Source organism: Pseudomonas sp. GW821-FHT02A08 (assembly GCF_059422045.1).
On the sequence record NZ_JBWKWD010000003.1, the window covers coordinates 170052 to 194356 of the forward strand.

21 protein-coding genes are annotated in these 24305 nt (G+C 62.0%); 20 read left to right on the plus strand and 1 reads right to left on the minus strand.

Features of this window, described 5'->3' with window-relative positions; all coding sequences use genetic code 11:
* The first annotated feature begins 384 nt into the window (after window positions 1–384).
* From AC07W4_RS04020 to AC07W4_RS04065, 10 genes are all read left to right on the plus strand, one after another.
* A complete protein-coding gene (locus tag AC07W4_RS04020) occupies window positions 385–945 on the plus strand; it encodes a lipid-binding SYLF domain-containing protein (RefSeq protein WP_008050579.1) in 561 nt (186 codons plus the stop codon).
* 224 nt (window positions 946–1169) lie between these two features.
* Window positions 1170–2384: a sodium/glutamate symporter gene (gltS, locus tag AC07W4_RS04025; protein WP_495031578.1), complete on the plus strand. Its 1215-nt coding sequence runs from the start codon at window positions 1170–1172 to the stop codon at window positions 2382–2384.
* 166 nt (window positions 2385–2550) lie between these two features.
* Window positions 2551–2862 (plus strand): hypothetical protein, encoded by a 312-nt coding sequence (locus AC07W4_RS04030; RefSeq protein WP_495031579.1) that lies wholly within the window; start codon window positions 2551–2553, stop codon window positions 2860–2862.
* Between the two features lie 160 nt (window positions 2863–3022).
* Entirely contained in the window at window positions 3023–4762 is a 1740-nt protein-coding gene (locus AC07W4_RS04035; RefSeq protein ID WP_495031580.1) for a dipeptidase, read from the plus strand.
* A 352-nt stretch (window positions 4763–5114) separates the two neighbouring features.
* Entirely contained in the window at window positions 5115–5606 is a 492-nt protein-coding gene (locus AC07W4_RS04040) for a (R)-mandelonitrile lyase (RefSeq protein WP_495031581.1), read from the plus strand.
* Window positions 5607–5681: 75 nt separating this feature from the next.
* Window positions 5682–6467 (plus strand): carboxymuconolactone decarboxylase family protein, encoded by a 786-nt coding sequence (locus AC07W4_RS04045; RefSeq protein WP_495031582.1) that lies wholly within the window; start codon window positions 5682–5684, stop codon window positions 6465–6467.
* A 2-nt stretch (window positions 6468–6469) separates the two neighbouring features.
* On the plus strand, window positions 6470–7540 hold the full coding sequence (locus AC07W4_RS04050; protein ID WP_495031583.1) for an alpha/beta hydrolase: 1071 nt from the start codon (window positions 6470–6472) through the stop codon (window positions 7538–7540).
* Between the two features lie 53 nt (window positions 7541–7593).
* Window positions 7594–8649, plus strand: coding sequence for an alpha/beta hydrolase (locus AC07W4_RS04055; protein WP_495031584.1), 1056 nt, complete (start codon window positions 7594–7596; stop codon window positions 8647–8649).
* 82 nt (window positions 8650–8731) lie between these two features.
* Entirely contained in the window at window positions 8732–9625 is an 894-nt protein-coding gene (locus AC07W4_RS04060; protein ID WP_495031585.1) for a LysR family transcriptional regulator, read from the plus strand.
* Window positions 9626–9749: 124 nt separating this feature from the next.
* Complete coding sequence (locus AC07W4_RS04065) at window positions 9750–10235, plus strand: DUF6130 family protein (RefSeq protein ID WP_495031586.1); 486 nt, start codon at window positions 9750–9752, stop codon at window positions 10233–10235.
* A gap of 79 nt (window positions 10236–10314) precedes the next feature.
* On the opposite strand, the gene AC07W4_RS04070 is transcribed toward AC07W4_RS04065, so the two are convergent.
* The gene (locus tag AC07W4_RS04070; RefSeq protein ID WP_495031625.1) at window positions 10315–11265 is read right to left on the minus strand and encodes a LysR family transcriptional regulator; all 951 of its coding nucleotides are present in this window, start codon (window positions 11263–11265) and stop codon (window positions 10315–10317) included.
* Window positions 11266–11670: 405 nt separating this feature from the next.
* Between AC07W4_RS04070 and AC07W4_RS04075 the strand changes: the two genes are divergently transcribed.
* The 10 genes from AC07W4_RS04075 to AC07W4_RS04120 all read left to right on the plus strand — a co-directional run bounded on the left by AC07W4_RS04075 (window position 11671) and on the right by AC07W4_RS04120 (window position 24305).
* Entirely contained in the window at window positions 11671–12000 is a 330-nt protein-coding gene (locus tag AC07W4_RS04075; RefSeq protein ID WP_495031587.1) for a DUF485 domain-containing protein, read from the plus strand.
* Window positions 11997–13646 carry a cation acetate symporter gene (locus AC07W4_RS04080; RefSeq protein ID WP_495031588.1) on the plus strand — a complete coding sequence of 550 codons (1650 nt, stop codon included), beginning with the start codon at window positions 11997–11999 and terminating at the stop codon, window positions 13644–13646. The genes AC07W4_RS04075 and AC07W4_RS04080 overlap by 4 nt, the downstream gene beginning before the upstream one ends.
* Before the next feature lie 173 nt (window positions 13647–13819).
* Window positions 13820–15070 (plus strand): OprD family porin, encoded by a 1251-nt coding sequence (locus tag AC07W4_RS04085; protein WP_495031589.1) that lies wholly within the window; start codon window positions 13820–13822, stop codon window positions 15068–15070.
* A gap of 288 nt (window positions 15071–15358) precedes the next feature.
* Window positions 15359–17062: an AMP-binding protein gene (locus AC07W4_RS04090; RefSeq protein WP_495031590.1), complete on the plus strand. Its 1704-nt coding sequence runs from the start codon at window positions 15359–15361 to the stop codon at window positions 17060–17062.
* Window positions 17063–17165: 103 nt separating this feature from the next.
* On the plus strand, window positions 17166–18674 hold the full coding sequence (locus tag AC07W4_RS04095; protein WP_495031591.1) for a CoA-acylating methylmalonate-semialdehyde dehydrogenase: 1509 nt from the start codon (window positions 17166–17168) through the stop codon (window positions 18672–18674).
* 89 nt (window positions 18675–18763) lie between these two features.
* Window positions 18764–19654, plus strand: coding sequence for a 3-hydroxyisobutyrate dehydrogenase (gene mmsB, locus AC07W4_RS04100; protein ID WP_495031592.1), 891 nt, complete (start codon window positions 18764–18766; stop codon window positions 19652–19654).
* A gap of 2 nt (window positions 19655–19656) precedes the next feature.
* A complete protein-coding gene (locus AC07W4_RS04105) occupies window positions 19657–20745 on the plus strand; it encodes an enoyl-CoA hydratase/isomerase family protein (protein WP_495031593.1) in 1089 nt (362 codons plus the stop codon).
* A gap of 18 nt (window positions 20746–20763) precedes the next feature.
* Window positions 20764–21915, plus strand: a complete 1152-nt coding sequence (locus tag AC07W4_RS04110) for an acyl-CoA dehydrogenase family protein (protein ID WP_008050927.1) — start codon at window positions 20764–20766, stop codon at window positions 21913–21915.
* A 66-nt stretch (window positions 21916–21981) separates the two neighbouring features.
* The gene (locus AC07W4_RS04115) at window positions 21982–23610 is read left to right on the plus strand and encodes a methyl-accepting chemotaxis protein (protein WP_495031594.1); all 1629 of its coding nucleotides are present in this window, start codon (window positions 21982–21984) and stop codon (window positions 23608–23610) included.
* On the plus strand, window positions 23607–24305 hold the full coding sequence (locus AC07W4_RS04120) for a TetR/AcrR family transcriptional regulator (RefSeq protein WP_495031595.1): 699 nt from the start codon (window positions 23607–23609) through the stop codon (window positions 24303–24305). The genes AC07W4_RS04115 and AC07W4_RS04120 overlap by 4 nt, the downstream gene beginning before the upstream one ends.

Consider the following 24305-nt stretch of genomic DNA (forward strand, 5'->3'; position numbering starts at 1 on the left):
TGCTACGACATGCTTTTCACGAAACGCTCACAAGTCGGGGCGCAGATTGGAAGCACAAAAGGATTTGACCCCAAACAGAAGGCCCGCCATTGCGCGGGCCTTTTGCTGCCTGCATTGAGCGCGTGAGGAACCCATTTCAATCCTTCGCAAGATGAAACTGGCGGGCAGAAGCAGAACTGACAGCGAACCCGGTCATTGCGCCGTGGTCACAACAGCTGATGGCAGCGCAATTGATCAGTGGCCCAGTGGCCGGTTTCACTCACAAGCGATGCCTGCAATTCACACATTTCAGGGTGCGTCGGATAACCTCAGTGGGTTCGATTCCTGCCTGATGCAGGCACTTGCCGCTGCTCTCATCCCATGCTCCCTCAGCGGAGTACGCAAATGACTCAATCAATGCGCTTCTTCCTCTCGTTCTTCCTCGCGATTGCAACATTGGCATCGGCCGGTTTCCTGAACAATGCCGCAGCGGCCACCGCCGAGGATCTGAATACCGACGCTCGACAAGCGTTGCAAACGCTCTACAAGACCCATCCATTTTCCGAAACCATCTCGCACCAAGCCAAGGCTGTGCTGGTTTTCCCGAACATCATCAAGGCGGGACTTGTGTTCGGCGGCAGCTATGGTGAAGGCGTCTTGATGAAGGGCACGAAAGTCGAGAACTACTACAACTCCGTCAGCGGTTCATGGGGGCTGCAGGCCGGCGCCCAGTCGTACGGCTATGCGGTTTTCCTGATGACCGACAAAGCCGTGGACTATGTCGCCAAAACCAAGGGCTGGGAAATCGGTGTGGGGCCAACGGTTGTCGTGGTGGATGAAGGGGTTGCGAAGAACCTGTCCAGCTCGACGCTCAAAGACGACGCCTACGCATTCATCTTCGACCAGCAAGGATTAATGGCGGGGATCAGTATCGAGGGAACGAAGATTTCTCTGATCAAGCGCTGAAGTCACCGTCTGACTGGCCATCGGGAGCGTGATGGCGGCCTGTGCTAAACCGGATGGGCTTTCCCGTTTAGGCTAGGCTGTCCTCACCCCTGGCGCACAGACGCACCTGATGATTGGGAAGCCATCTGGACGAGCAAGGCTGTTTCGACCGTTCATTGATACAAGTCAAAACATTGAAAGACCGAATCCTGATAATGATTTTTCAATATTTAGGCGGGCCTTAAATGACTTCACAGCTCTTCCAGGTTCACGGCCTCGTGAGTTTTACACTCGCCATCCTCCTGCTATTCCTCGGCAAGACCCTCGTCCAGCACAACACCTTTCTGCGTCAATACTGTATCCCCGAATCGGTGGTCGGCGGCTTCGTCTGTGCGGCGGTGACGTCCTTGCTGTACTTCGGCCTGAATATCCAGATCGAATTCAATCTGCAAGTTCGCGACACCCTGCTGCTCTATTTCTTTGCCGGCATTGGCTTGAAGTCGGACATGCGCCAATTGCTCAAGGGTGGGCGCCCGCTGCTGATCCTGCTGTTGCTCGCCGCCGTGTTCATCCTGTTGCAGAACTCCCTGGGCATGGGCGTGGCCCAGGCGTTTGGACTTGATCCCAAGGCGGGCTTGATGGTGGGCTCCATTTCCCTCACCGGTGGGGTGGGCACCACCCTGGCCTGGGCACCGCTTTTCGTCGAAAAACTGGGCATCGGTAACGCCCACGAACTGGGTATCGCCAGCAACACCGTCGGCCTGATTGCCGCTTGCGTCATCGGCGGCCCTATCGCCAACCAGCTGATACGCCGTTATCAACTGACGCCGTCCGGGGATGCGGAGCTGGAAGTCGGCATTCTCGAGCAACAACCGGGCAAGACGCTGGACTACTACGACGTGCTCTGGGCCTGGATGTGGCTCAACCTGACCCTGATGCTCGGCTATGGACTCAACCTGCTGCTGGTCGATGCCGGCATCACCCTGCCCAAATTTGTCAGCTGCCTGTTCGCGGGCATCGTCATCCACCACCTCGTCCTGGCCTTTGTCGGTGACCAGCGACTGAAAACCTGGAGCGGTGCCAGCCTGGGCCTGTCGCTGATCTCCGATATCTGCCTGGGCATGTTCTTGACCATGGCCCTGATGGGGCTTCAGCTATGGCAACTCAGCGGCGCGTTGATGTTCATTCTGTGCGCATTGACCCTGCAAATCCTGCTGACGGTCGCCTATACGTATTTTGTGGTCTTCCGCTTTATGGGGCGCAACTACGAAGCCAGCGTGATCGCTTCCGGGTTCGGCGGGATCGCCCTCGGCTCCACGGCGACGGCCATCGTCAACATGTCGACCGTGACGCAAAAGTACGGCGCGGCGCACCAGGCCTTCCTGATCGTGCCGCTGGTGTGCGGCTTTTTCATTGACCTGGTCAATGCCGTGATCATCAGCATGTTCAGTGGTCTGTAGCGACCTCGGCCCGACTGTCGGACGCCAGACACACTGAACTCAGGAAAGCGGACGAAAGGAGCAGCAGGATCGATGCCGCAAGGATAGGCTCAGAGTAAGAGTGTGCCTCAGCCCTGATCCGGCCAGGTACGATCTCAAATGCGCCTCTTGCTACAGGGGAACCGGGATGACGGGACACACTGCGCGCCCATGGTCGTCATGGATCCTGCTATCGCTGCTCGTCGTCGATCTGGCGCTGATAGCCGGCTGTTCAGGCAAAGCCGGCACGGCCCGGTATTCACCCCCCGACACCGGCACCGGCACCGGCTCGGTCTGCTATGCAAAAGCCCTACCCACTGTCGGCGAAGGTGGCCTCGCCTGGGGCGACACCCTGGACATGGCTCGCCAGAAATCCCTGAGTAATTGCATACGCTATTCCGGCCGATCCGGCGGCACGCCAAGTACCTGCAAAGTGGTGATGGCGGAATGCAAGCATTGATAGAGCGGTTTTTCATTTCTGCGCCGCTTTTACATTTCTGTGCGACAGATCCCACTTCAGGGGCTCCCGTTTCACACGCTCGCGGTGTTAGTTTTGAAAACTTTCTGATCGACCGATCAGATATTTCCTACAAACCGTCTGCAAAGGAATGCCCCCAACAATGGATTTTTCCCTCAAGCACCTGGCTGCGACTACTTTGATGCTCGCGAGCCTTTCGTCGTTCACCACCGCAGCCCACGCCAACATCACCCCGCAACAGAGCGCGATCATCCTCAAGACCTTCAGTGATGCGTCGGTCAAGGATTTCAGGCAGTTCCTGGGAAGCCTGGCCAAGAGCGATATCGCCAGGACCGACGACCTCCGTCCGGCCATCAGCGCCTTCCTCGACAACAAGACGCTTACCGCTGAGCAACAAAACGAAATCCATCGTTTGCTTGGCCTCTATGCCCGGGTGAAATACGGCAGCGCGGCCACCGAAACCTTGAAGGAGCTGGTGGCCATTCCTACCGTGAACGTGGACGGTGTGGCCCAGCACGACAACCCCGAATTCATCAAGATTGCCGAGAAGATCAAGGGCCTGGCCCAGGCGTTCAACCTGAACTTTCGCAACGTCGACAACCGCGTCTACGAGATCTCCCTGGAAGGCAGCGGCGATGAAGTCGTGGGCATCCACGCCCATGCCGATGTGGTGCCGGTGACGCCGGAAAACTGGGTGCTGCAGGACGGCACCCGCCTCGACCCGTTCAAGGTCACCCTGATCGGCGATCGCATGTATGGCCGTGGCACCGAGGATGACAAGAACGGCATCGTGGTGGCGCTCTACGCCATGAAGATCATCAAGGAAGAGAAGCTGCCGCTGGCCCGCAACTTCAAGCTGCTGGTCGACACCACCGAAGAGACCACGGGCGACGCCATCCCCTACTACTTCGAACGCAACCCCACTCCCAACTACAACCTGGCGCTGGATGGCGGCTACCCGGTGGTGATCGCCGAGAAAGGCTACGGCACGGTCATGGCCAGCTTCGCCAAGCGCGCCGCGCAAGGCAAAGGTGCAGAAATCACCTCGATGACCGGCGGCCTGGCCACCAACCAGATTCCGTCGACATCGGTCGCGACCCTGGTGACCGACAAGCCCGCCGAACTGGCCGCCAGCCTGCAAAAGGCCGGCACCGAATATGTCACGCGTAACGGTGGCAACTTCGAGGTCGCCGCCAAGGTCGACGGCAAGGACGTCAAACTGACGGTCACCGGTGTGTCCGCCCACTCCTCCGAGCCCGAGTCCGGCGTCAACCCGGTGGCCAGGATGCTCGACTTCATCAATGGCCTGGACGGCAAGGTCGCGCTCAAGCACAACCAGATCACAGACGCCGCCCGCTACGCCGCCGACAACTGGGGGCTCGACTACCTGGGTGGCAAGTTGGGGGTCGGCTTTGCCGATGAGTTCATGGGCCCGCTGACCACGTCCCTGACCTATGTCGGGATGGATGACAAGGTCTTCAAGCTCGCGGTCAACCTGCGCGTGCCGAAGGGCAAGACACCGCAAGTGCTCAAGTCCGAAATCTCCGCAAAACTGGACGCCTGGAGCAAGAAGACCCGAATCACACCGACCTTCGACCTGTCGATTGCCGAACCGATGTACCGCAACCCCGAGGGTGAATGGGTCAAGGCCCTGCTTGCGGTGGCCAGCGAAAACCTCGGCATGGAACACAAGTTCGGCACCTCCGCCGGCGCCACCTCCGTGCATGAACTGCCCAACGGCGTGCAGTTCGGCCTGGCCATGCCGAACGTCAAATACACCGGTCACAACGACAACGAGTTCAAGACCACAGAGCAGTTCCTGCTGGACTTGCAGATCGTGACCGAAATGATGGGCCGCATCGGGCAATTGCCGAAACTGTGATCCCCCTTCGGACCCGCCGCCCTGGCGGGTCCTTTGCCTTCACTCCCACTCTCCAATCACATGCCGGCCCTTGCAGGAGCGAGCTTGCTCGCGAAAAGCCAGAGGACGCCGCGACAAGTCTGGTTTCCCGCATCATCGTTGACCTCCATCGCGAGCAAGCTCGCTCCTACACAGATTGATGAGCATACCTCATGAACCCTTGCCGATTTACCCATCTAGTGCTCATCCGTTAGCTCGCTTACTGTTTCCCCAGCGGTCCTGCACCCAGCCGACATCACTGACGTGCAGCCTGACCATCAAAAGCGGGAATTTTGGGTGAAACCGCGCCTCCCGTCGTGTAGGAGCAACATTGATGAATCCCTTGATCGCCCCATTGGTGGCCTTATCGCTCATGGCCGGGGAAGCCTGCGCCCAGTCCTCCAATGAGATCCGCATCACCCACGCCGGCTCCCAGCCCTCCGTCACGGGCGCTGCAGAAAACTTCACCGGTACGGTTCGGGTTGATGGCCTGTTCAAGGGTGATTCCCCTGCCCGCATCGGCGGTGGCACGGTGACCTTCGAGCCTTTCGCGCGCACGGCGTGGCATACCCATCCGCTGGGGCAAACGCTGATCGTCACTGCCGGGGTCGGCTATGTGCAGCAAGAGAATGGTCCACGTCAGGAAATCCGTCCGGGCGACATTGTCTGGATCCCGCCGCAAACACGTCACTGGCATGGCGCGACGGCCACCAACGCAATGACTCACATCGCCATCGCCGAAGCCGTGGACGGCAAGGCTGTCACCTGGGCGGAAAAGGTTTCGGATGCGCAATACGAAGGTCAATCGCCCGCGCAGGGCATGTAGCTGTTTGTTGTAGATCAAACCTCACCCGAACACCGCCCGCAAGGCAGTGATGAGCAATGGATGGAGCCTTCCACAATGACCACTGACACACCGATCGCACATCGCAAGACCGACCCCCTCCCCGCGCTCATAGCCCTGTGCCTGGGCCTTGGGTTGGTGTCGGATGTTGCCACCCGCAAAGCCGAGGCATCGCAACCCATGACCAGCACACAACCTGCAGCCCAAACGCTGTCGGCCAGGCAACAGGCCATTCCACTGATCGCAGCGTTCATGGCGACCAGTGACATGCCCAGGCTCAACGCTGCCTTGAACCAAGGCCTGGACGCCGGCCTGACGGTCAGCGAGACCAAGGAAACCCTGGTGCAGCTCTACGCCTATGTCGGCTTCCCCCGCAGCCTCAATGCGTTGAATGAACTGATGACGGTGGTGCAAGCGCGCCAACAACGTGGCATCCAGGATGCGCCTGGACGTGAACCCAGCCGTGCCATTGCAACCGGCGAGGCGTTGCTCGCGGCGGGAACGGCCAATCAAACCCGTATCTCGGGTGGCCCGGTCAAGGGGCCGGTGTTCGATTTCGCCCCGGTCATCAACCAGTTTCTGCAAACCCACCTGTTCGGCGACATCTTCGAGCGCGACAACCTCGACTGGCAAAGCCGGGAGCTGGCGACCGTCGGCGCGCTGGCCGCAACGCCGGGTGTGGAATCGCAATTGCGCTCGCACATGCGGGCGAGCCTGCGGGTTGGGTTGAGCGTGGAGCAATTGCGCAAGGTCATCGAGGTACTGGACACGCACGGCGATGAACAATCCGCCAAACGTGCAGACACAGCCCTGGCACAGGCACTTGCTGCCTCGGGAGGTTGAACATGAAGACTGGAAAAAACCTGCTGGGCGTTGCCCTGCTGAGCGCGCTTGCCGCTGCTGCAAGCCATGCCAATGCCGCTGCTCCCTTGATGATTCAGGAGCAAGGCAGCTTCGCCGCCGGCGGGACGATGACCACCGCACCGGGATCGTTCAACCCACGCAAGCCCATGACACCCGATGGACAGACCTACCACGGCGACCATGCCTACACCTTCTACCAGATCCCGGTCGATGCGCGAAAACTGCCCATCGTCATGTGGCACGGCGCAGGCCAGTTCTCCAAGACCTGGGAAACCACCGCGGATGGCCGCGAAGGCTTCCAGAACATCTTTCTGCGTCGCCAGTACGGCGTGTATCTGATCGACCAGCCGCGTCGTGGCAATGCCGGGCGCAGCATGGTCGAGGCAACGGTCAAGCCTGTCCCGGACGAGCAGCTGTGGTTCAACCAGTTCCGCATCGGCCTGTGGCCCGACTATTTCGAGGGTGTGCAGGTTGCCCGGGATGCGCAAACCCGCGACCAGTTCTTCCGTGCGATGACGCCGAACACCGGGCCGTTCGACATGGGCGTGGTCTCCAATGGCGTGTCGGCGGTGTTCGACAAAATCGGCCCCGGCGTCCTGTTCACTCACTCGCAGGGTGGCGGACCGGGCTGGTTGACGGCGATCAAGAACAACAAGGTAAAGGCCATCGTGGCTTTCGAGCCGGGCAGCAGCTTCGTCTTCGCGCAGGGTGAAGTACCCGCGCCGATTCCCAGCGCGTTCGACACCGTGCAAGGCGCAGCGGTGCCGATGGATCAGTTCATGGCGCTCACGCGCATTCCGATCCTGATCCTCTACGGCGACAACATCCCGGAGCAGGCCGTCGACCTGCCCGCCCAGGACAGTTGGCGCGCCCGCCTCACCATGGCTCGGCTTTGGCGTGACGCCGTCAACCGGCACGGCGGTGACGTGAGGCTGATTCACTTGCCGGAGATTGGCATCAAGGGCAACACCCACTTCCCCATGTCGGACTTGAACAACGTGCAGATTGCGGACCTGGTGTCCGGGTTTCTGACAGAAAAACATCTGGATTGACGGCTACAGAACACTTTTTCAAACGCCTCCTTTTCAATGCTCCGGAGACTCTGATGAGAAACCCCCTTCTGAAAGCCTCGCTGATGGCCGCCATGGTCGGTATGTCTGCCGGCGAAGCCGGTGCCGCCGACTACAAAAAGAACCCGTTCACCCTGGCTTACGACGGTGCAATTACCAAGAACGAGCCCGGCAAGGTCAACATCCACCCGGTCAGCTACAAGCTCAATGGCCTGGACATCGCTGCCAACGTCTACACCCCTGCCAACTACGATGCGAAGAAGGTCTACCCGACGGTGGTAGTGGCGCACCCGAACGGCGGCGTGAAAGAGCAAGTCGCCGGTCTTTATGCCCAGCGACTGGCTGAACAAGGCTACATCACGATCACCGCCGATGCCGCGTATCAAGGCGCAAGTGGCGGACAACCGCGCAACATCGACAAGCCGGCGTATCGTATCGAGGATATCCACGGCATGGCGGACTTCATCACTCAGTATGCTGGCGTCGACGACAAGCGTCTGGGCTTGCTCGGCATCTGCGGTGGCGGTGGCTACTCGTTGGCTGCCGCGCAAACCGACAAGCGATTCAAGTCGGTGGCGACCGTGAGCATGTTCAACTCAGGCCGAGTGCGTCGCAACGGCTACAACGACTCGCAACTGGACACTATCGAGCAACGCCTGCAACAGGCTTCCGCTGCCCGCGCCCAGGAAGCGGCCGGCGGCGAGGTGCTCTATTCCGGTGATGCCAACCTCACCGACGAGCAGATCGCCAAACTGCCGTTCGCCTTGTATCGCCAGGGTTACGAGTACTACTGGAAGACGCACGCGCACCCTGACTCGACCTTCAAATACACCACCAGCAGCCTGCTGGACCTGATGCGTTTCGACGCCAACCACCAGATCGAATTGATCAATCAGCCGTTGCTGATGATCGCCGGCAGCAAGGCCGACAGCCTGTACATGACCCAGGATGCGTTCCCCAAGGCCACCGGCACGAAAGACAAGGAGTTGTTCATCATCGACGGCGCAACGCACATCGAAACCTACTGGGTGCCCAAGTATGTGGACGCAGCTCTCGGCAAGTTGACGCCGTTCTACGCCAGAACCTTGTGACTGGCTCGTTGGAGGATCGCGCATCCATGCGGAACCTGATTACATGGAATAATCCCGCGCTCCGCATGAGAGGTTTTCATCAATGTCCCGCGCCAACCTCAACGATCTGCAAGCCTTCGTGGTCATCACCCGCGAAGGCAGCTTCACTCGCGCTGCCGCACAGCTAGGCGTCTCGCAGTCCGCGCTGAGCCACACTATGCGCGCCCTCGAAACCAGGCTCGGCGTTCGCCTGCTGACCCGAACCACCCGCAGCGTATCCCCTACCGAGGCCGGTCAACGGCTGTACCAGTCCATGGCGCCGCGCTTCGACGAAATCGAGCTTGAACTGGCCGCGGTCAGCGCGTTTCGCGATACCCCGGCAGGCAACGTGCGGATTCAAGCATCCGAACACGCGGCGAACAACATCCTTTGGCCCAAGCTGTTGAAGGTGCTTCCCGACTACCCGGACATCAAGGTCGAAATCACCGTCGACTACGCCCTCTCCGACATCGTCGCCCAGCGTTACGACGCAGGCGTGCGCCTGGGCGACCAGGTGGCCAAGGACATGATCGCCGTGCCGATCGGCCCCCCGTTGCGCATCGCCGTAGTGGGGTCTCCCGAATACTTCAAACAGCGGCCAATTCCGAAAGAACCAAGGGATCTGGCCACCCAGAACTGCATCAATTTGCGCCTGCCCACCCACGGGAACCTGATGCAATGGGATTTCGAAAAGGACGGTCACGAACTCAAGGCGCGTGTCGAAGGACAATGGACGTTCAACAGCAGCGTGCCGATCCTGCGCGCCGCCGTCGCGGGATGCGGCTTGGGTTTTCTGCCAGAAGATATGGTCGCCAGGGAGCTTGCCGACGCAAGCCTTGTGCGGGTACTCGAAGACTGGTGCCAACCTTTTGCCGGTTACCACCTTTACTACCCCAATCGCCGTGAGCATTCTTCAGCGTTCGGCGTAGTGGTGGACGCGCTGCGTTACAAGCGCTGAGTCGTCCATGGTCAACATGCCTGGATGGCACGAATGAAATACGTGAGTGATTTCGAATTCAAATAAACACTGGAAGATACTCGGTTTGATCTAGGCTTGAATGAAATCACGCGGAAAAAAAACCATGTCCCTCGCTCCCGGAAATCTATTGGCCCTGGCTTTGGGTGTCTTCTTTTGCACAGCCGTGTGCGGACAAGGGGTAGCAGACACCGATTCCCCTCCGGCAATACTTCCATTGGAATCCGAGACTGCGCCAACACTCATTGCCTACCCGCCGCTTGCCGAGCCACTCGCCCGCGGTGTTGTCATTATCCAGTACCGGGCAGAACACGCCAGGATCATGCCGGTATTTGGCAAAGCAGCTGTTGAAGTGTCACCACGTCTCGGTCACCTTCACGTGACCGTCGATGACTGGAAAGGTACATGGGCGCACACCAGCGAAGACCCGATCATCCTGGTTGGATTGACGCCCGGCACTCACAAGGTTCTTCTTGAAGTGGCCGACCCGACTCACAAGATCCTCACCCGTACGACTGTGAGTTTTATAGTTCCGCAGAAGAAACCGGCGGACGTTCCCCAAATCGACGATGATCACGCAGCAAAACCATAGCGGTTGAGTGTTCATGGCTGTTTTCAAGTCTTTTCGCCAACCGGCACTTCGCTTTACTTCTGGCTGCACAACTCCCCCCTCAGGGTGACGGCAGATAGCCCATCACACGTGACTCGCCCATCAGCAGCGGACGATTCAGTTGCGCACAAGCACGCAGGTACTCGGCCACCAGAGTGATCCGCTTCAGCTTGCGCAGATCTTCGCTGTAGTACATCCAGAATTGTCGCGTGATCTCCACTTCACCGGGCAGCACTTCGCACAGGCGGGGATCGGGGCCGGCGAGGAAGCAAGGCAGGATCGCCAGCGCCCGCCCTTCCAGGGCTGCGTGGTAATGGGCCACCACGCTGGTGCTGCGCAGGCGGCTGTTGGCGCCGGGCATCAGGTCGTTCAGGTAAAGCAGCTTGAAGCTGAAAGCCAGGTCTTCGACGTAGGTCACGAACGGGTGGCCGGCCAGGTCCTCGCGACAGCTGATCGGCGGATGATTGGCCAGGTACTCTGGCGTTGCATACAGGCGCAAGCGGTAGTCGCACAGCCGCGAGCACACGTACGGACCACGCTCGGGCCGTTCCAGAGTGATGGCGATGTCCGCCTCGCGCCGTGACAGATTGATGAAGTGCGGGACCGGCAAGATGTCCGCCGAGATATTCGGGTAGTGCTCGAGGAAGTGGCTCATCTGCGCAGTGATGAAACAGGTCCCGAAGGCTTCTGTACAGCCGATACGCAGGTGCCCGGAGAGTCCCCCGGTGGTGCCGAAAACCTGCTCGCAGGCTACCAGCAGCGTACTTTCCAGGGATTCGGCGTGGCCGACCAGACGCTGCCCCTCCACGGTCAGGACAAAACCGGAAGTCCGCGATTTCTCGAACAACAGGGCGCCCAGGCACTGCTCCAGGGCGCGGATGCGCCGTGACACCGTGGTGTAGTCCACTCCCAGGCGGCGGGCCGCGCCGCTGGCGGTGCGGGCACGGGCAACTTCGAGGAAGAAGCGCAAGTCGTCCCAGTTCAGTGGGTTCTGCGTTGTGCGTTTTTGCATATCCATCGGGCTTTTCTGCCAATACATATGGGAAATATGCACTTATATACTCGCATCTCACCCAGCTTGGCCAGCGTCGTTTTCAGGCCGGGAAGGCACCCTCCCCAATAATAAATATCGAGGGCTGACAGCATGAGCGCATGGATAAACACCGGCTTGCACGCCGGACACAAGCAACTGCGCAACGGCGCAATCGCGGCCACGATTCTTGTCTGCCGTCGGCCCGAGCGGCGGCACCACGCCGCCCTCGCGCACCGCCCTCTCTCCACCGCAAGGTCCTCCGGGCGGCAATAACTCCAGCACATCAGCATTCAGGTGGCGTCCCGCATCGGGTCGCTGCCCGGGTACCCGTACGCCCCTCAAAAGGCCGAACAACAAAAACAACTACAAATGCGGAGCCTCACCATGACGACCGACCACCCGAACCACGTCCAGACCTGTGCACGGGTCAGGGCCAACCCCAAGTTCCAGCGCCTCGCGCGCCAGCGTTCACTGCTGGCCTGGACGCTGAGCGGCGCGGTCCTGGCTATCTACTACAGCTTCATCATGGTGGTGGCTTTCGCCCCTGCCTGGCTGCACCTGCCGCTGTACGACGGCAGCCACCTCAGCCTCGGCATGCCAATCGGCGTGACGATCATCCTGTTGTCCTGGCTACTCACCGCCTGGTACGTGCACAGCGCCAACACCCGCTTCGATGTACTCAGCTCGCAGATCCTGCAGGAGTCCCGCGCATGAAACGCCTGTCCGCCCTTCTCGCCCTCAGCCCTGTGCTGGCCCATGCCGAGCCCATCATTGCGCAGAAGCAACCGCTCAACCTGCACGCCATCGGCATGTTTTTCGTCTTCGTCCTCGCCACCCTGCTGATCACCTGGTGGGCGGCACGACGCACCCGCTCCGCGGCCGATTTCTACAGCGCCGGTGGCGGTATCACCGGCTTCCAGAACGGCCTGGCCATTGCCGGTGACTACATGTCGGCGGCCACTCTGCTGGGCCTGTCGAGCATGGTATTCGCCAAGGGTTACGACGGCTTCGTCTACATCATCGGCTTCTTCGTCGGCTGGCCCATCGTCACCTTCCTGATGGCCGAGCGCTTGCGCAACCTGGGGCGCTACACCTTTGCCGACATCGTCTCCTACCGCCTCGATCAAACCCGCGTGCGCAGCTTCGCCGCCCTCGGATCGCTGACCGTGGTGTGCTGTTATTTGGTGGTGCAGATGGTCGGTGCCGGTCAACTGATCAAACTGCTGTTCGGTCTCGACTACCGCACGGCGGTGGTGGTAGTCGGACTGCTGATGCTGGTCTATGTGATCTTCGGCGGCATGCTCGCCACCACTTGGGTACAGATCACCAAAGCAGTCCTGCTGCTGGCGGGCGGCACCACCCTGGTGCTGATGGCCCTGAGTCGCTTCGACTTCAGCTTCGAGACGCTGGCCGCCCAGGCTGTGGCCGTGCATGCCAGCGGCGTGCAGATCATGGGCCCCGGCACCTTGCTGGCCGACCCGATCAACGCGGTGTCCTTATCCCTCGGACTGGTCTTCGGCATTGCCGGCTTGCCGCACATCCTGATGCGTTTCTTCACTGTGCCCAATGCCAAGGAGGCGCGTAAATCGGTGCTGTTCGCCACAGTGTTCATCGGCTTCTTCTTCCTGGTGGTCTGCGTCCTGGGCTATACCGCCATCGTCATCGTCGGCACGGACCCTCAGTACTACGTCGATGGCAAGCTCGGCGGGGCCATGATTGGCGGCGGTAATATGGTGGCCATGCACCTGGCGAAGGCGGTGGGCGGCAACCTGTTTCTCGGTTTCCTCTCTGCCGTGGCTTTCGCCACCATTCTCGCGGTGGTGGCCGGCCTGGCACTGGCCGGTGCCTCGGCCATCTCCCATGACCTTTACGCTTCGGTATTGAAGAAGGGCTGCGCCGACGAGAAACAGGAAATGCGCGTGTCGCGCATCGCCACCGTTTGCCTGGGCATCGTTGCGATTGCCCTCGGCATTCTGTTCGAGGGCCAGAACATCGCCTTCCTGGTCGGCCTGACGTTCGGCATCGCCGCCTCGGCGAATTTCCCGGTACTGATCATGGCCATGTACTGGGGCGGCCTGACCACACGCGGCGCCCTCTATGGCGGCCTGACCGGCCTAGTCAGCGCCTTGGCTCTGGTGATCGGCTCGCCGTCGGTGTGGGTCGGCGTACTGGGGCATGCCCAGGCGCTCTTCCCTTACGACCAGCCGGCGCTTTTCTCCATGCCACTGGCCTTCCTGGTCATAGTGGTGGCTTCCAGGCTTGACCGCAGCGAGCGCGCCGACCGCGAGCGCGCCGCCTATGCCGACCAGTTCGTCCGTGCCCAGACCGGCCTTGGAGCTGCCATGGCCAGCAGTCACTGACACTGCTTTTTCCGGGGCTGACGCCCCGAGCGCGAGTCCGCTCCTTTGCTTCGCGCTTTTTTACGCCCGACCTGCGCCCCTCGGCGCAGGACACCCCAAATGCGCCCTTCCCTCGCCAACTCCAAACGGCGCGGGAGCGGCTCGTCGACAACAAAAACAACAAAAGGCATCCAATGAAACCCACCACCCTTACCCTGCTCCTGGCCGGCAGCGGCCTCGCCGCACAGGCTCACGCCGACTTCCTGGCAGACAGCACGGCCAGACTGGAAACGCGCAACTTCTACTTCAACCGCGACTTCCGCCAGGCAAATGCCGCCCAGTCCAAGCAGGAAGAATGGGCCCAGGGCTTCCTGCTGCGCTACGAATCCGGTTATACCGACGGCATGATCGGTGTCGGTATCGATGCCCTCGGCCAACTCGGCATCAAGCTCGACTCCAGTCCCGATCGCGCCGGCTCCGGCCTGCTCAAGCGCGACAGCCAGCGGCCCAGGCGCGCCAAGGACGAGTATGGCGAACTGGGCCTGACGGCCAAGTTCAAGGCGTCCAACAGCGTGCTCAAGCTCGGCACCCTGACCCCGAAGTTGCCGGTGCTGCTGGCCAATGACTCGCGCCTGTTGCCGCAAACATTCCGCGGTGGCCAGTTGAACGTTCAGGAGATCAAAGGCCTGAGCGTCGATGCGGGGCGCCTGGATCGGGTCAACCAGCGCGACTCCTCGGACTACGAGAAAATGACCATCACCACCACCGGCGCCAAGGGCATTGTCAGTGGCCAGGCCCGCAGCGACGCCTTCAATTTCGCCGGCCTTGCCTACCAGTGGAACGACCGGCTGAACACGGGCTACCACTACGGCGGCCTGGACGATTTCTACCACCAGCACCAGTTCAATCTGGTCCACGTACTGCCGCTGGGCGCAGGCCAGACGTTCAAGAGCGACCTGCGCTACGCCCGCTCCACCGACGACGGCAACAGCAACATCGACAACAACGCCTTCGGCGCCATGTTCACCTATGCCCTGGGTGGCCATGCCTTGGGTCTGGGCTACCAACGCATGAGCGGCGAAACCGGCTTTGCCTACGTCAATGGCAGCGATGCCTTCCTGGTCAACTTCGTGCAGATCAACGACTTCGCCAACAAGGACGAGCGTTCCTGGCAGGCGCGCTACGACTACAACTTCGCGGCGCTGGGCATTCCCGGCCTGACCTTCATGACCCGCTACCTGTCCGGCGACAGCATCGATCTGGGCGCCGGCAAGCCCGACGGCCGCGAATGGGAGCGCGACACCGACATCGGCTACGTGGTACAGAGCGGCCCGCTGAAAAACGTCGGTCTGAAGTGGCGCAACGCCACGGTGCGCACCGCTCACTTCGGTAACGATCTCAACGAGAACCGCCTGATCCTCAGCTATACCCTGGCGCTCTGGTAAGTACCCGCACAAGGCGGGCGCTGCTTGCATCGCTTGACGGTGCGGGCAGTGCCCGCCTTGTGCATTTGCAGCGCATCAGGGATGCCGCAAGCCTGTGTTTTTTTGCACAACGTACCGGACTTTTTGAGCATTCTTATTTGATTTATGCCTGCCTATACTCGATTCAACCGCCTGGCCATGAACCAGGTCAGTCCCAATAAAAATAAACAGGGCACCCATCGTGAAGCCATCCTTGCTTGCCGTTGTCTCCGCACTTTCAGGTACCCGTGCGCGCCTCGGGAGACTCCAATGAACAACCACTGCCAACCCTTCCTGGCCGCTCGCGACTTCCTGCTGGCCCACCGTACCGACTACGCCACCGCCGTGCGTGACTTCCGCTGGCCGCAACTGAGCGAATTCAACTGGGCGCTGGATTACTTCGACGCCATGGCCGAGGGCAACCAGGCCAATGCCCTGTGGATCGTCGAAGAGAACGGCAGCGAACAACGCTACAGCTTCCAGCAACTGGCAGCACGCTCTAACCAGGTGGCCAATCACCTGCGTGCCCAGGGCGTGCGCCGCGGCGAACGCATCCTGCTGATGCTCGGTAACGACGTTGCCTTGTGGGAAACCATGCTGGCCGCCTTCAAACTCGGCGCCGTCGTCATTCCCGCCACCGCCCTGCTGACCCCCGATGACCTGCGCGACCGCATCGAGCGCGGCCATGTTTCCCACCTGGTAGTCGGTAGCGCCCATGTCGACAAGTTCGTCGGGCTGGGTGAAGGCTGCAGCCGCATCTGCGTCGGGCCGTCCCCCGCCGGCTGGACCCCGCACAGCGCCGCCTGCGAACATTCCGAGCAGTTCGAAGCCGAGGGCCGCACACTGGCCACCGACCCGATGCTGCTGTACTTCACCTCCGGCACCACTTCCAAGCCGAAAATGGTGCTGCACAGTCACCAGAGTTACCCGGTCGGCCACCTCTCGACCATGTACTGGATCGGCCTGCAGCCGGGCGACCTGCACCTGAACATTTCGTCCCCGGGTTGGGCCAAGCACGCGTGGAGCTGCCTCTTCGCACCATGGAATGCCGGTGCCTGCATCTTTATCCACAACACAGCACGCTTCAGCGCGCCAGCCCTGCTCGGCGTGCTGGAACGCTACGGCGTCACCAGCCTGTGCGCGCCGCCGACCGTGTGGCGCATGCTGATCCAGGAAGACCTGGCCAGCTACAAGTCACGCCTGCGCCTGCGGGAACTGGTGGGCGCCGGTGAACCGCTCAACCCGGAGATCATCGAGCAGATCCTGCATGCCTGGGGCCTGTTGCTGCGCGACGGCTTCGGCCAGTCGGAGACCACCGCCCTGGTCGGCAATACGCCCGGCCAGCGGCTCAAGCCGGGGTCCATGGGCCGTCCGCTGCCGGGCTACCGAGTGACCATGCTCGACCCTGATGGCGTGCCGGGTAACGAAGGTGAAGTGGCCCTGCCCCTGGACGTGCGTCCGCTCGGCCTGATGCTGTGCTACGAGGACAGCCCGGAAAAGACCGCCGAAGTGATGCGCGACGGCTACTACCGCACCGGCGACACCGCGCAGATCGACGAAGAGGGCTACATCACTTTCGTCGGCCGGGCCGATGACGTGTTCAAGGCCTCCGACTACCGTATCAGCCCCTTCGAACTGGAAAGCGCGCTGATCGAGCACCCGGCGGTGATGGAAGTGGCCGTGGTGCCAAGCCCCGACCCTGTGCGCCTGGCAGTGCCCAAGGCCTATCTGATCCTGGCCCATGAAGCCCAGGGTAGCCACGAACTGGCCGGCAGCATCTTCGCGTTCGCCCGCGAGCACCTGGCGCCCTACAAGCGGGTACGGCGTATCGAATTTGTCAGCGAGTTGCCCAAGACCATCTCCGGAAAGATCCGCCGGGTGGAACTGCGGCAAATGGAAACGCAGCGTCGCCAGGGCGACGCACGTGGCCCGCAGGAATACTTCGAAGAAGACTTCCCGCAACTCAAAGGCTGAACCCCGGGCCGGCACGCCGGCCCTTCCTGAATACAAATCTGACCGCTCGGCCACCCAGGCCGAGTGGCTTAACTCGACCCAAAGAAAGTAGGCAGAACTGAAAATGACCTCTTCCAGCATTCCAAGCGTCAAGCTCCTCATCAACGGCGAATTCGTCGAATCGCGCAGCACTCAGTGGCGCGACGTGGTCAACCCGGCCACCCAGGAAGTCCTGGCCCGCGTCCCCTTCGCCACCGCCGAGGAAATGAACGCCGCCGTGGCCAGCGCCAAGCAAGCCTTCAAGACCTGGCGCAAGACTCCGATCGGTGCCCGCTCCCGGGTCTTTCTCAAGTACCAGCAACTGATCCGCGAGAACATCAAGGAACTGGCCGCCCTGCTGACCGCCGAGCAAGGCAAGACCCTGCCGGATGCCGAAGGTGACGTGTTCCGCGGCCTCGAAGTGGTCGAGCACGCCGCCAGCATCGGTAATCTGCAGATGGGCGAACTGGCCAACAACGTGGCCAATGGCGTCGACACCTACACCTTGCTACAACCGCTGGGCGTGTGCGCCGGCATCACCCCGTTCAACTTCCCGGCGATGATCCCGCTGTGGATGTTCCCGATGGCCATTGCCACCGGCAACACCTTCGTCCTCAAGCCGTCCGAGCAGGATCCGCTGGTGACCATGCGCCTGGTGGAACTGGCGCTGGAGGCCGGGGTGCCCAAGGGCGTGCTCAACGTCATCCACGGCGGCGTCGACGCGGTGAACCTGATCTGCGATCACCCGGACATCAAGGCCGTGTCTTTCGTCGGCTCGACCAAGGTCGGCACCCACGTCTACAACCGCGCCACCCAGAACGGCAAGCGCGCGCAGTGCATGATGGGTGCGAAGAACCATGCCATCGTCTTGCCCGATGCCAACCGGCAGCAGACCCTGAACAACCTGCTGGGCGCCTCTTTCGGGGCCGCCGGCCAACGCTGCATGGCTCTGCCGGTGGTGATCCTCGTGGGTGAAGCGCAAACCTGGCTGCCGGACCTGATCGAGCGGACCAAAACCCTCAAGATCAATGGCGGCACCGAGCCGGGCACCGACATCGGCCCGGTGATTTCCTGCGCTGCCCTGGAGCGCGTCAACGGTCTGATCGCCAGCGGTGTCGAAGAAGGCGCCAGGCTTGAGCTGGATGGGCGCAACCCGAGCGTGCCGGGCTACCAGGACGGCAACTTCGTCGGCCCGACCATTTTCTCCGGCGTCACCGCGCAAATGTCGGTGTACCGCGAAGAGATCTTCGGCCCGGTGCTGTGCGTGATGCACGCCGCCAACCTGGACGAGGCGATCGAGATCATCAACGCCAACCCGAACGGCAACGGCACCGCCCTGTTCACCCGTTCCGGTGCTGCCGCGCGTCACTTCCAGGAAGAGATCGACGTCGGCCAGGTGGGCATCAACGTGCCAATCCCGGTACCGGTCCCGCTGTTCTCCTTCTCCGGCTCGCGCGCCTCCAAGCTGGGCGACCTGGGTCCCTACGGCAAGCAAGTGGTGACCTTCTACACCCAGACCAAGACGATCACCCAGCGCTGGTTCGACGAGGACGACACCGGCGGCGCGGTGAACACCACCATCACCCTGAAATGACCTTTGCCGGCCGGCGCCCGACGTCGGCCGACGACAAGCGCGCGCAGGATTTCCTGCGCCACTGCCCCCTATCGTAAAAGGTAGCCAACATGCATATCGGATTTCTCGGCCTCGGCAACATGGGCGGCCCAATGGCCCGCAACCTGCTCAAGGCCGGCCACAGCCTGACCGTCTTCGACCCCTTCCCCCAGGCGGTCGCCGCCTTGGTGGAGGCCGGCGCCAGCGCCGCCGACTCCCCCGCCGCCGTGGCCAAGGCCAGGGTTGAGGTGATCATCACCATGCTGCCGACCGCTGAACACGTGAAGCAGGTCTATCGCGGCAAGGACGGCCTGCTGGCCAATATTGGCCCAGGCGTGTTGTTGATCGACAGTTCGACCATCGACCCGCTGAGCACCCGCGAGGTGGCCAAGTACGCCCTTGCCCAAGGCAACCCGATGCTCGACGCGCCTGTATCCGGCGGCACCGGCGGCGCGGTGGCAGGCACCCTGACCTTTATGGTCGGCGGCCCGGACAGCGTATTCGACCAGGCCCTGCCGATCCTCTCGGCCATGGGCAAGAACATCGTGCACTGCGGTGCGGCGGGCAACGGCCAGGTGGCCAAGATCGCCAACAACATGCTGCTCGGCATCTCCATGGTCGGCGTCGCCGAAGCCATGGCCCTGGGTGTGGCCCTCGGGATGGACGCCAAGGTATTGGCCGGGATCATCAATACCTCCAGCGGTCGCTGCTGGAGCTCGGAGGTCAACAATCCGTTCCCGGGCGTACTGGAAAACGCTCCGGCTTCGCGCGGCTACAGCGGCGGATTCGGCAGCGACCTAATGCTCAAGGACCTGGGCCTGGCCACCGAAGCGGCCAGGCACGCGCGTCAGCCGGTCGCGCTCGGGGCTGTAGCCCAGCAGCTGTACCAGACCTTCAGCCTGCAAGGTAATGGCGGACTGGATTTCTCCGCAATCATCAACCTGTTCCGCGGGGAAGCCTGAACATGAGCGAGCAGCAAGCTCCGGTGCTGGCCAGCGTGCGCAACCGCGTCGGCCACCTGACACTGAATCGGCCAAGCGCGTTGAACACCCTGGACCTGCCCATGGTGCGTCTGCTCTGCCGACACCTGTGGGCGTGGGAGCAGGACCCGCAGATCGTCGCCGTGACCATTCGCGGCGCCGGTGAAAAGGCCTTCTGCGCCGGTGGCGACATCCGCATGCTGTACGACAGCTACAAGGCCGGCGACAACGAGCATGAGCTGTTCCTGGAGGAAGAGTACGCCCTGGACGAATACCTGCATGGCTACACCAAGCCAGTGCTGGCACTGCTCGATGGCTTCGTCCTGGGCGGCGGCATGGGCCTGGCCCAGGCGGCCTCATTGCGGGTGATCACCGAGCGCACGCGCATGGGCATGCCGGAAGTCGGCATCGGCTTTTTCCCCGACGTCGGTGGCAGCTATTTCCTGCCGCGCCTGCCGGGTGAACTGGGAACCTATCTGGGTCTCACCGGCTGCCAGGTGCGTGCCGCCGATGCCCTCTATGCGAACCTTGCCGACTACTACCTGCCCAGCGATCGGCTGGCCGAGCTGGATGCCTGCCTCGACTACCTGAACTGGACCGCCGCGCCCGACGAAGACTTGCAGGACCTGCTCGCCGACATGGCCACCGAGCGTCTTGCCGGGTCCGAGCTCAAGGCCTGTCGCCAGGCGATAGACGAGTATTTCGCCTTGCCCGATGTCCCGGCCATTCACGCCGCGCTGCAGCGCGAACAACGTCCCGAGCTGCAGGACTGGGCCGAGCACACGGTCAAGCTGCTCGACAGCCGCTCGCCACTGGCGATGGCCGCGACGCTTGAGTTGTTGCGCCGTGGTCGTTACCTGAGCCTGGCCGAGTGCTTCGCCCTGGAATTGCACCTGGACTACCAGTGGTTCGAAAAAGGCGACCTGATGGAGGGTGTGCGCGCCCTGATCATCGACAAGGACAAGTGCCCACGCTGGAACCCGCCAACCCTGGCAGAGCTGGTACCTGCCCGGGTGCAGGCCTTTTTCAACGACTTTGAACGCGCCTCCGGCAAGCCCGCACGCACCGCCTGATCGGCAGGAGACATTGCAATGCACGATATCGAATTGACCGAAGAACAACGCATGATCCGCGACATGGCGCGCGACTTCGCCCGCAGCGAAGTCGCGCCCCATGCCCAGGCCTGGGAGAAGGCCGGCTGGATCGATGACGCCGTGGTGGCGCAGATGGGCGAATTGGGCCTGCTGGGCATGGTCGTGCCGGACACCTGGGGTGGCAGCTACACCGACTATGTGGCCTACGCCCTGGCCGTGGAAGAAATCTCGGCCGGCGATGGTGCCCTCGGCGCGCTGATGAGCATCCACAACTCGGTGGGCTGCGGCCCCCTGCTGAAATACGGCACCCCCGCGCAACAGGACAGCTGGCTGCCGCTGCTGGTCAGTGGTCAAGCGATCGGCTGCTTCTGCCTGACCGAGCCACAGGCCGGCTCCGAGGCGCACAACCTGCGCACCCGTGCCGAACTGCGCGACGGCCAATGGGTACTCAATGGCGCCAAGCAGTTCGTCAGCAACGGCAAGCGCGCCAGCCTGGCCATTGTCTTCGCCGTCACCGATGCGCAGCTGGGCAAGAAGGGCCTGTCGGCCTTCCTGGTACCCACCGACAACCCCGGATTCGTGGTCGACCGCAGCGAACACAAGATGGGCATCAAGGCCTCCGATACCTGCGCGGTGACCCTGAACGACTGCACCATCCCCGAGGCCAACCTGCTGGGTGAACGCGGCAAGGGCCTGGCCATTGCCCTGTCCAACCTGGAAGGCGGCCGCATCGGCATCGCCGCCCAGGCGCTGGGTATCGCCCGCGCCGCCTTCGAGGCTGCCCTGGGCTATGCCCGCGAACGCGTCCAGTTCGGCAAGCCGATCATCGAGCACCAGAGCGTGTCCAACCTGCTCGCCGACATGCACACCCGGCTCAACGCCAGCCGCCTGCTGGTACTGCATGCCGCGCGCCTGAAAAGCGCCGGTCAGGCGTGCCTGTCCGAAGCCTCCCAGGCCAAGCTGTTTGCCTCGGAAATGGCCGAGCGCGTGTGCTCCAGCGCCCTGCAGATCCATGGCGGCTACGGCTACCTGGAGGACTACCCGGTGGAGCGCTACTACCGCGACGCGCGCATCACCCAGATCTACGAAGGCTCCAGCGAAGTCCAGCGCCTGCTGATCGCCCGCGAACTGAGTCACTACGCGCTCTGACCCCCTCCAGCCGGACGCGACTGCCGCGCCCGGCTTTCCCCTGTCCTGCCCCTTGTGGAGCTGCCCATGCCCGGCTTGCGCAATATTTCCATTAGCCGTCGTCTGTGGCTGATCTTGCTGACATCCATCCTGATGCTGCTGATACTCGCCGGCCTGATGCTCAAGCAGAGCCATGGTGACCTTTATGCGGCCAAGGCGCTGAAAACCCGCCATGTGGTCGAGACCGCCAGCGGCATCCTGCGCCACTTCCAAAGTCTGGAAGGCCAGGGTCTGACTCGTGAACAGGCGCAGCAGCAGGCCATCGCGGTCATGCGCGACTTGCGCTACGACCACGGGGATTACTTCTGGCTCGAAGACCTCGACACGCGAATGGTCATGCACCCCAATGCCAGGCTCGAGGGCAAGCGCATGGCCGGCACACTCGATCCGGACGGCAAGGCGCTGTTCGACGAAATGGTCGCCACGGCCAAACGCGATGGCGCTGGCCTGGTGAACTACCGCTGGCCCAGGCCGGGTTCCGACGCGCCGGTGGAGAAGGTTTCCTACGTCGAATTGTTCAAACCCTGGGGCTGGATCGTCGGCTCGGGCATCTACATCGACGACGTGCAAGTCGAGTTCCGCCGCCAGCTACTTCAGGCCTTCGTCATATTGGTGACGATCACCCTGCTGCTCAGTGCGCTGATCCTGCTGATTGCCCGCAGCATCGCCTCGCCACTGGCGCGGGTGGTCGATGCCATGGAGAACATCGCCAGCGGCGAGGCCGACCTGACCCGCAATCTGGATAACCGCTGGCGCGATGAACTGACAGACTTGAGCGGCCATTTCAACGTGTTTACCAACAAGCTGCGTGGCGTGATCGGCCAGTCCATACAGTCCGCCGACAGCCTCGACCAGGCTTCGAAGTCGCTCGGCGCAATCGCCGCCGATAGCCAGAACCACAGCCAGCAGCAATCACAACAGATGGAGTTGGTGGCCGCCGCCATCCACGAGGTCTCCTACGCTGTGCAGGAAGTGGCCAGGAACGCCGAGCACGCCGCCAATGAAGTTCGCCAGGCCCAAGAGCAGGCACGTCTGGGCCAGCACAACATTGACAGCAGCCTGCGCCAGATCGACCAGTTGTCCGATACCATCGGCCAGGCTGTCGAGGTGATCCAGAGCCTGGCCAACGAAAGCACTCAAATCGGCAGCGTGCTGGAAGTGATCCGCGCCATCGCCGAGCAGACCAACCTGCTCGCGTTGAACGCTGCCATCGAGGCAGCGCGCGCTGGCGAACAGGGTCGCGGCTTCGCTGTGGTGGCAGACGAAGTGCGCCTGCTGGCCCAGCGCACCCAGCAGTCCACCGCGCAAATCCAGGACATGATCGAGCGCCTGCACGGCAACTCGCAAGCCGCGGTGAATGTCATCAATGCCAGCAGCCTGGCCGCTCGACAAACCGTGGAGCAGGCCCACCAAACGGCGGAAAGCCTGCACCAGGTACTCGGCGCGCTACGCAATGTCACTGAACTGAACGCCTCGATCGCCAGCGCCACCCTGGAGCAGTCACACGTGGTCGAAGACATCAACCAGAACGTGACCCGCGCCGCCTCCCTGGCCAACGAAAGTGCCCAGGCAGCGGACCGGTCCAACGAGGCGAGCCAGGAACTGGGCCAACTTGCCGGTCAGCTCAATCGGCTGTTGGGGCAGTTTCGCGTATGAGGTGGATGAACAACATGCAGCCCTCCAAATCTCTTTTTGCGGTGTCTGTCGACGAAGAGCGCAACACGCGCTACCTGGAAACGCGGCACAAGGCGGTCGAGCTGTTCGCCAGGCATGGTTTCAGCCGGGTCAGCATGCGTGACCTGGCCACTTGTCTGGGGATCACCGCCGGCTCCCTCTACAACCACATCGAAAACAAGGAGGCACTGCTGTTTGAACTGATCGAGGAGCTCTACGAAGCGTTGCTTGACAGCGCCAGCCTGGTGACCCGGCGCAAATCCGCCCCCACTTTACGACTGCACGGTTTGCTTGAGGCGCACCTGCGGCTCCACGAGCGAATGGCCGCGCATTTCCGCCTGGCTGAGTACGACCTTCATTGTCTGAGCTGCGAACAGCAAGCCTCGATTCTGACCCTGCGCCGACGCTACGAAGAGCATCTGCTGGAGGCCATGGAGCAACTCACCGGTAAACCGACTGGCGCCCCTCTGCGCGCGACCATGAGCGGCATCGTTTCCCTGCTCAATCAGCTACCGGCCTGGGTCGGGGAGCCCCGGGCCGGCATTGGCGCACGCCGCAAGCTGCTGCATGAGATGGTGATGGGTGCTCTGCAGGGTGCATTGCGGGCAACTCAGGGCGCAGACCTGATGGGCATTGCCATCGCGGCGCAGATGGTCGATCCGCTGAAGTTGCGTTGA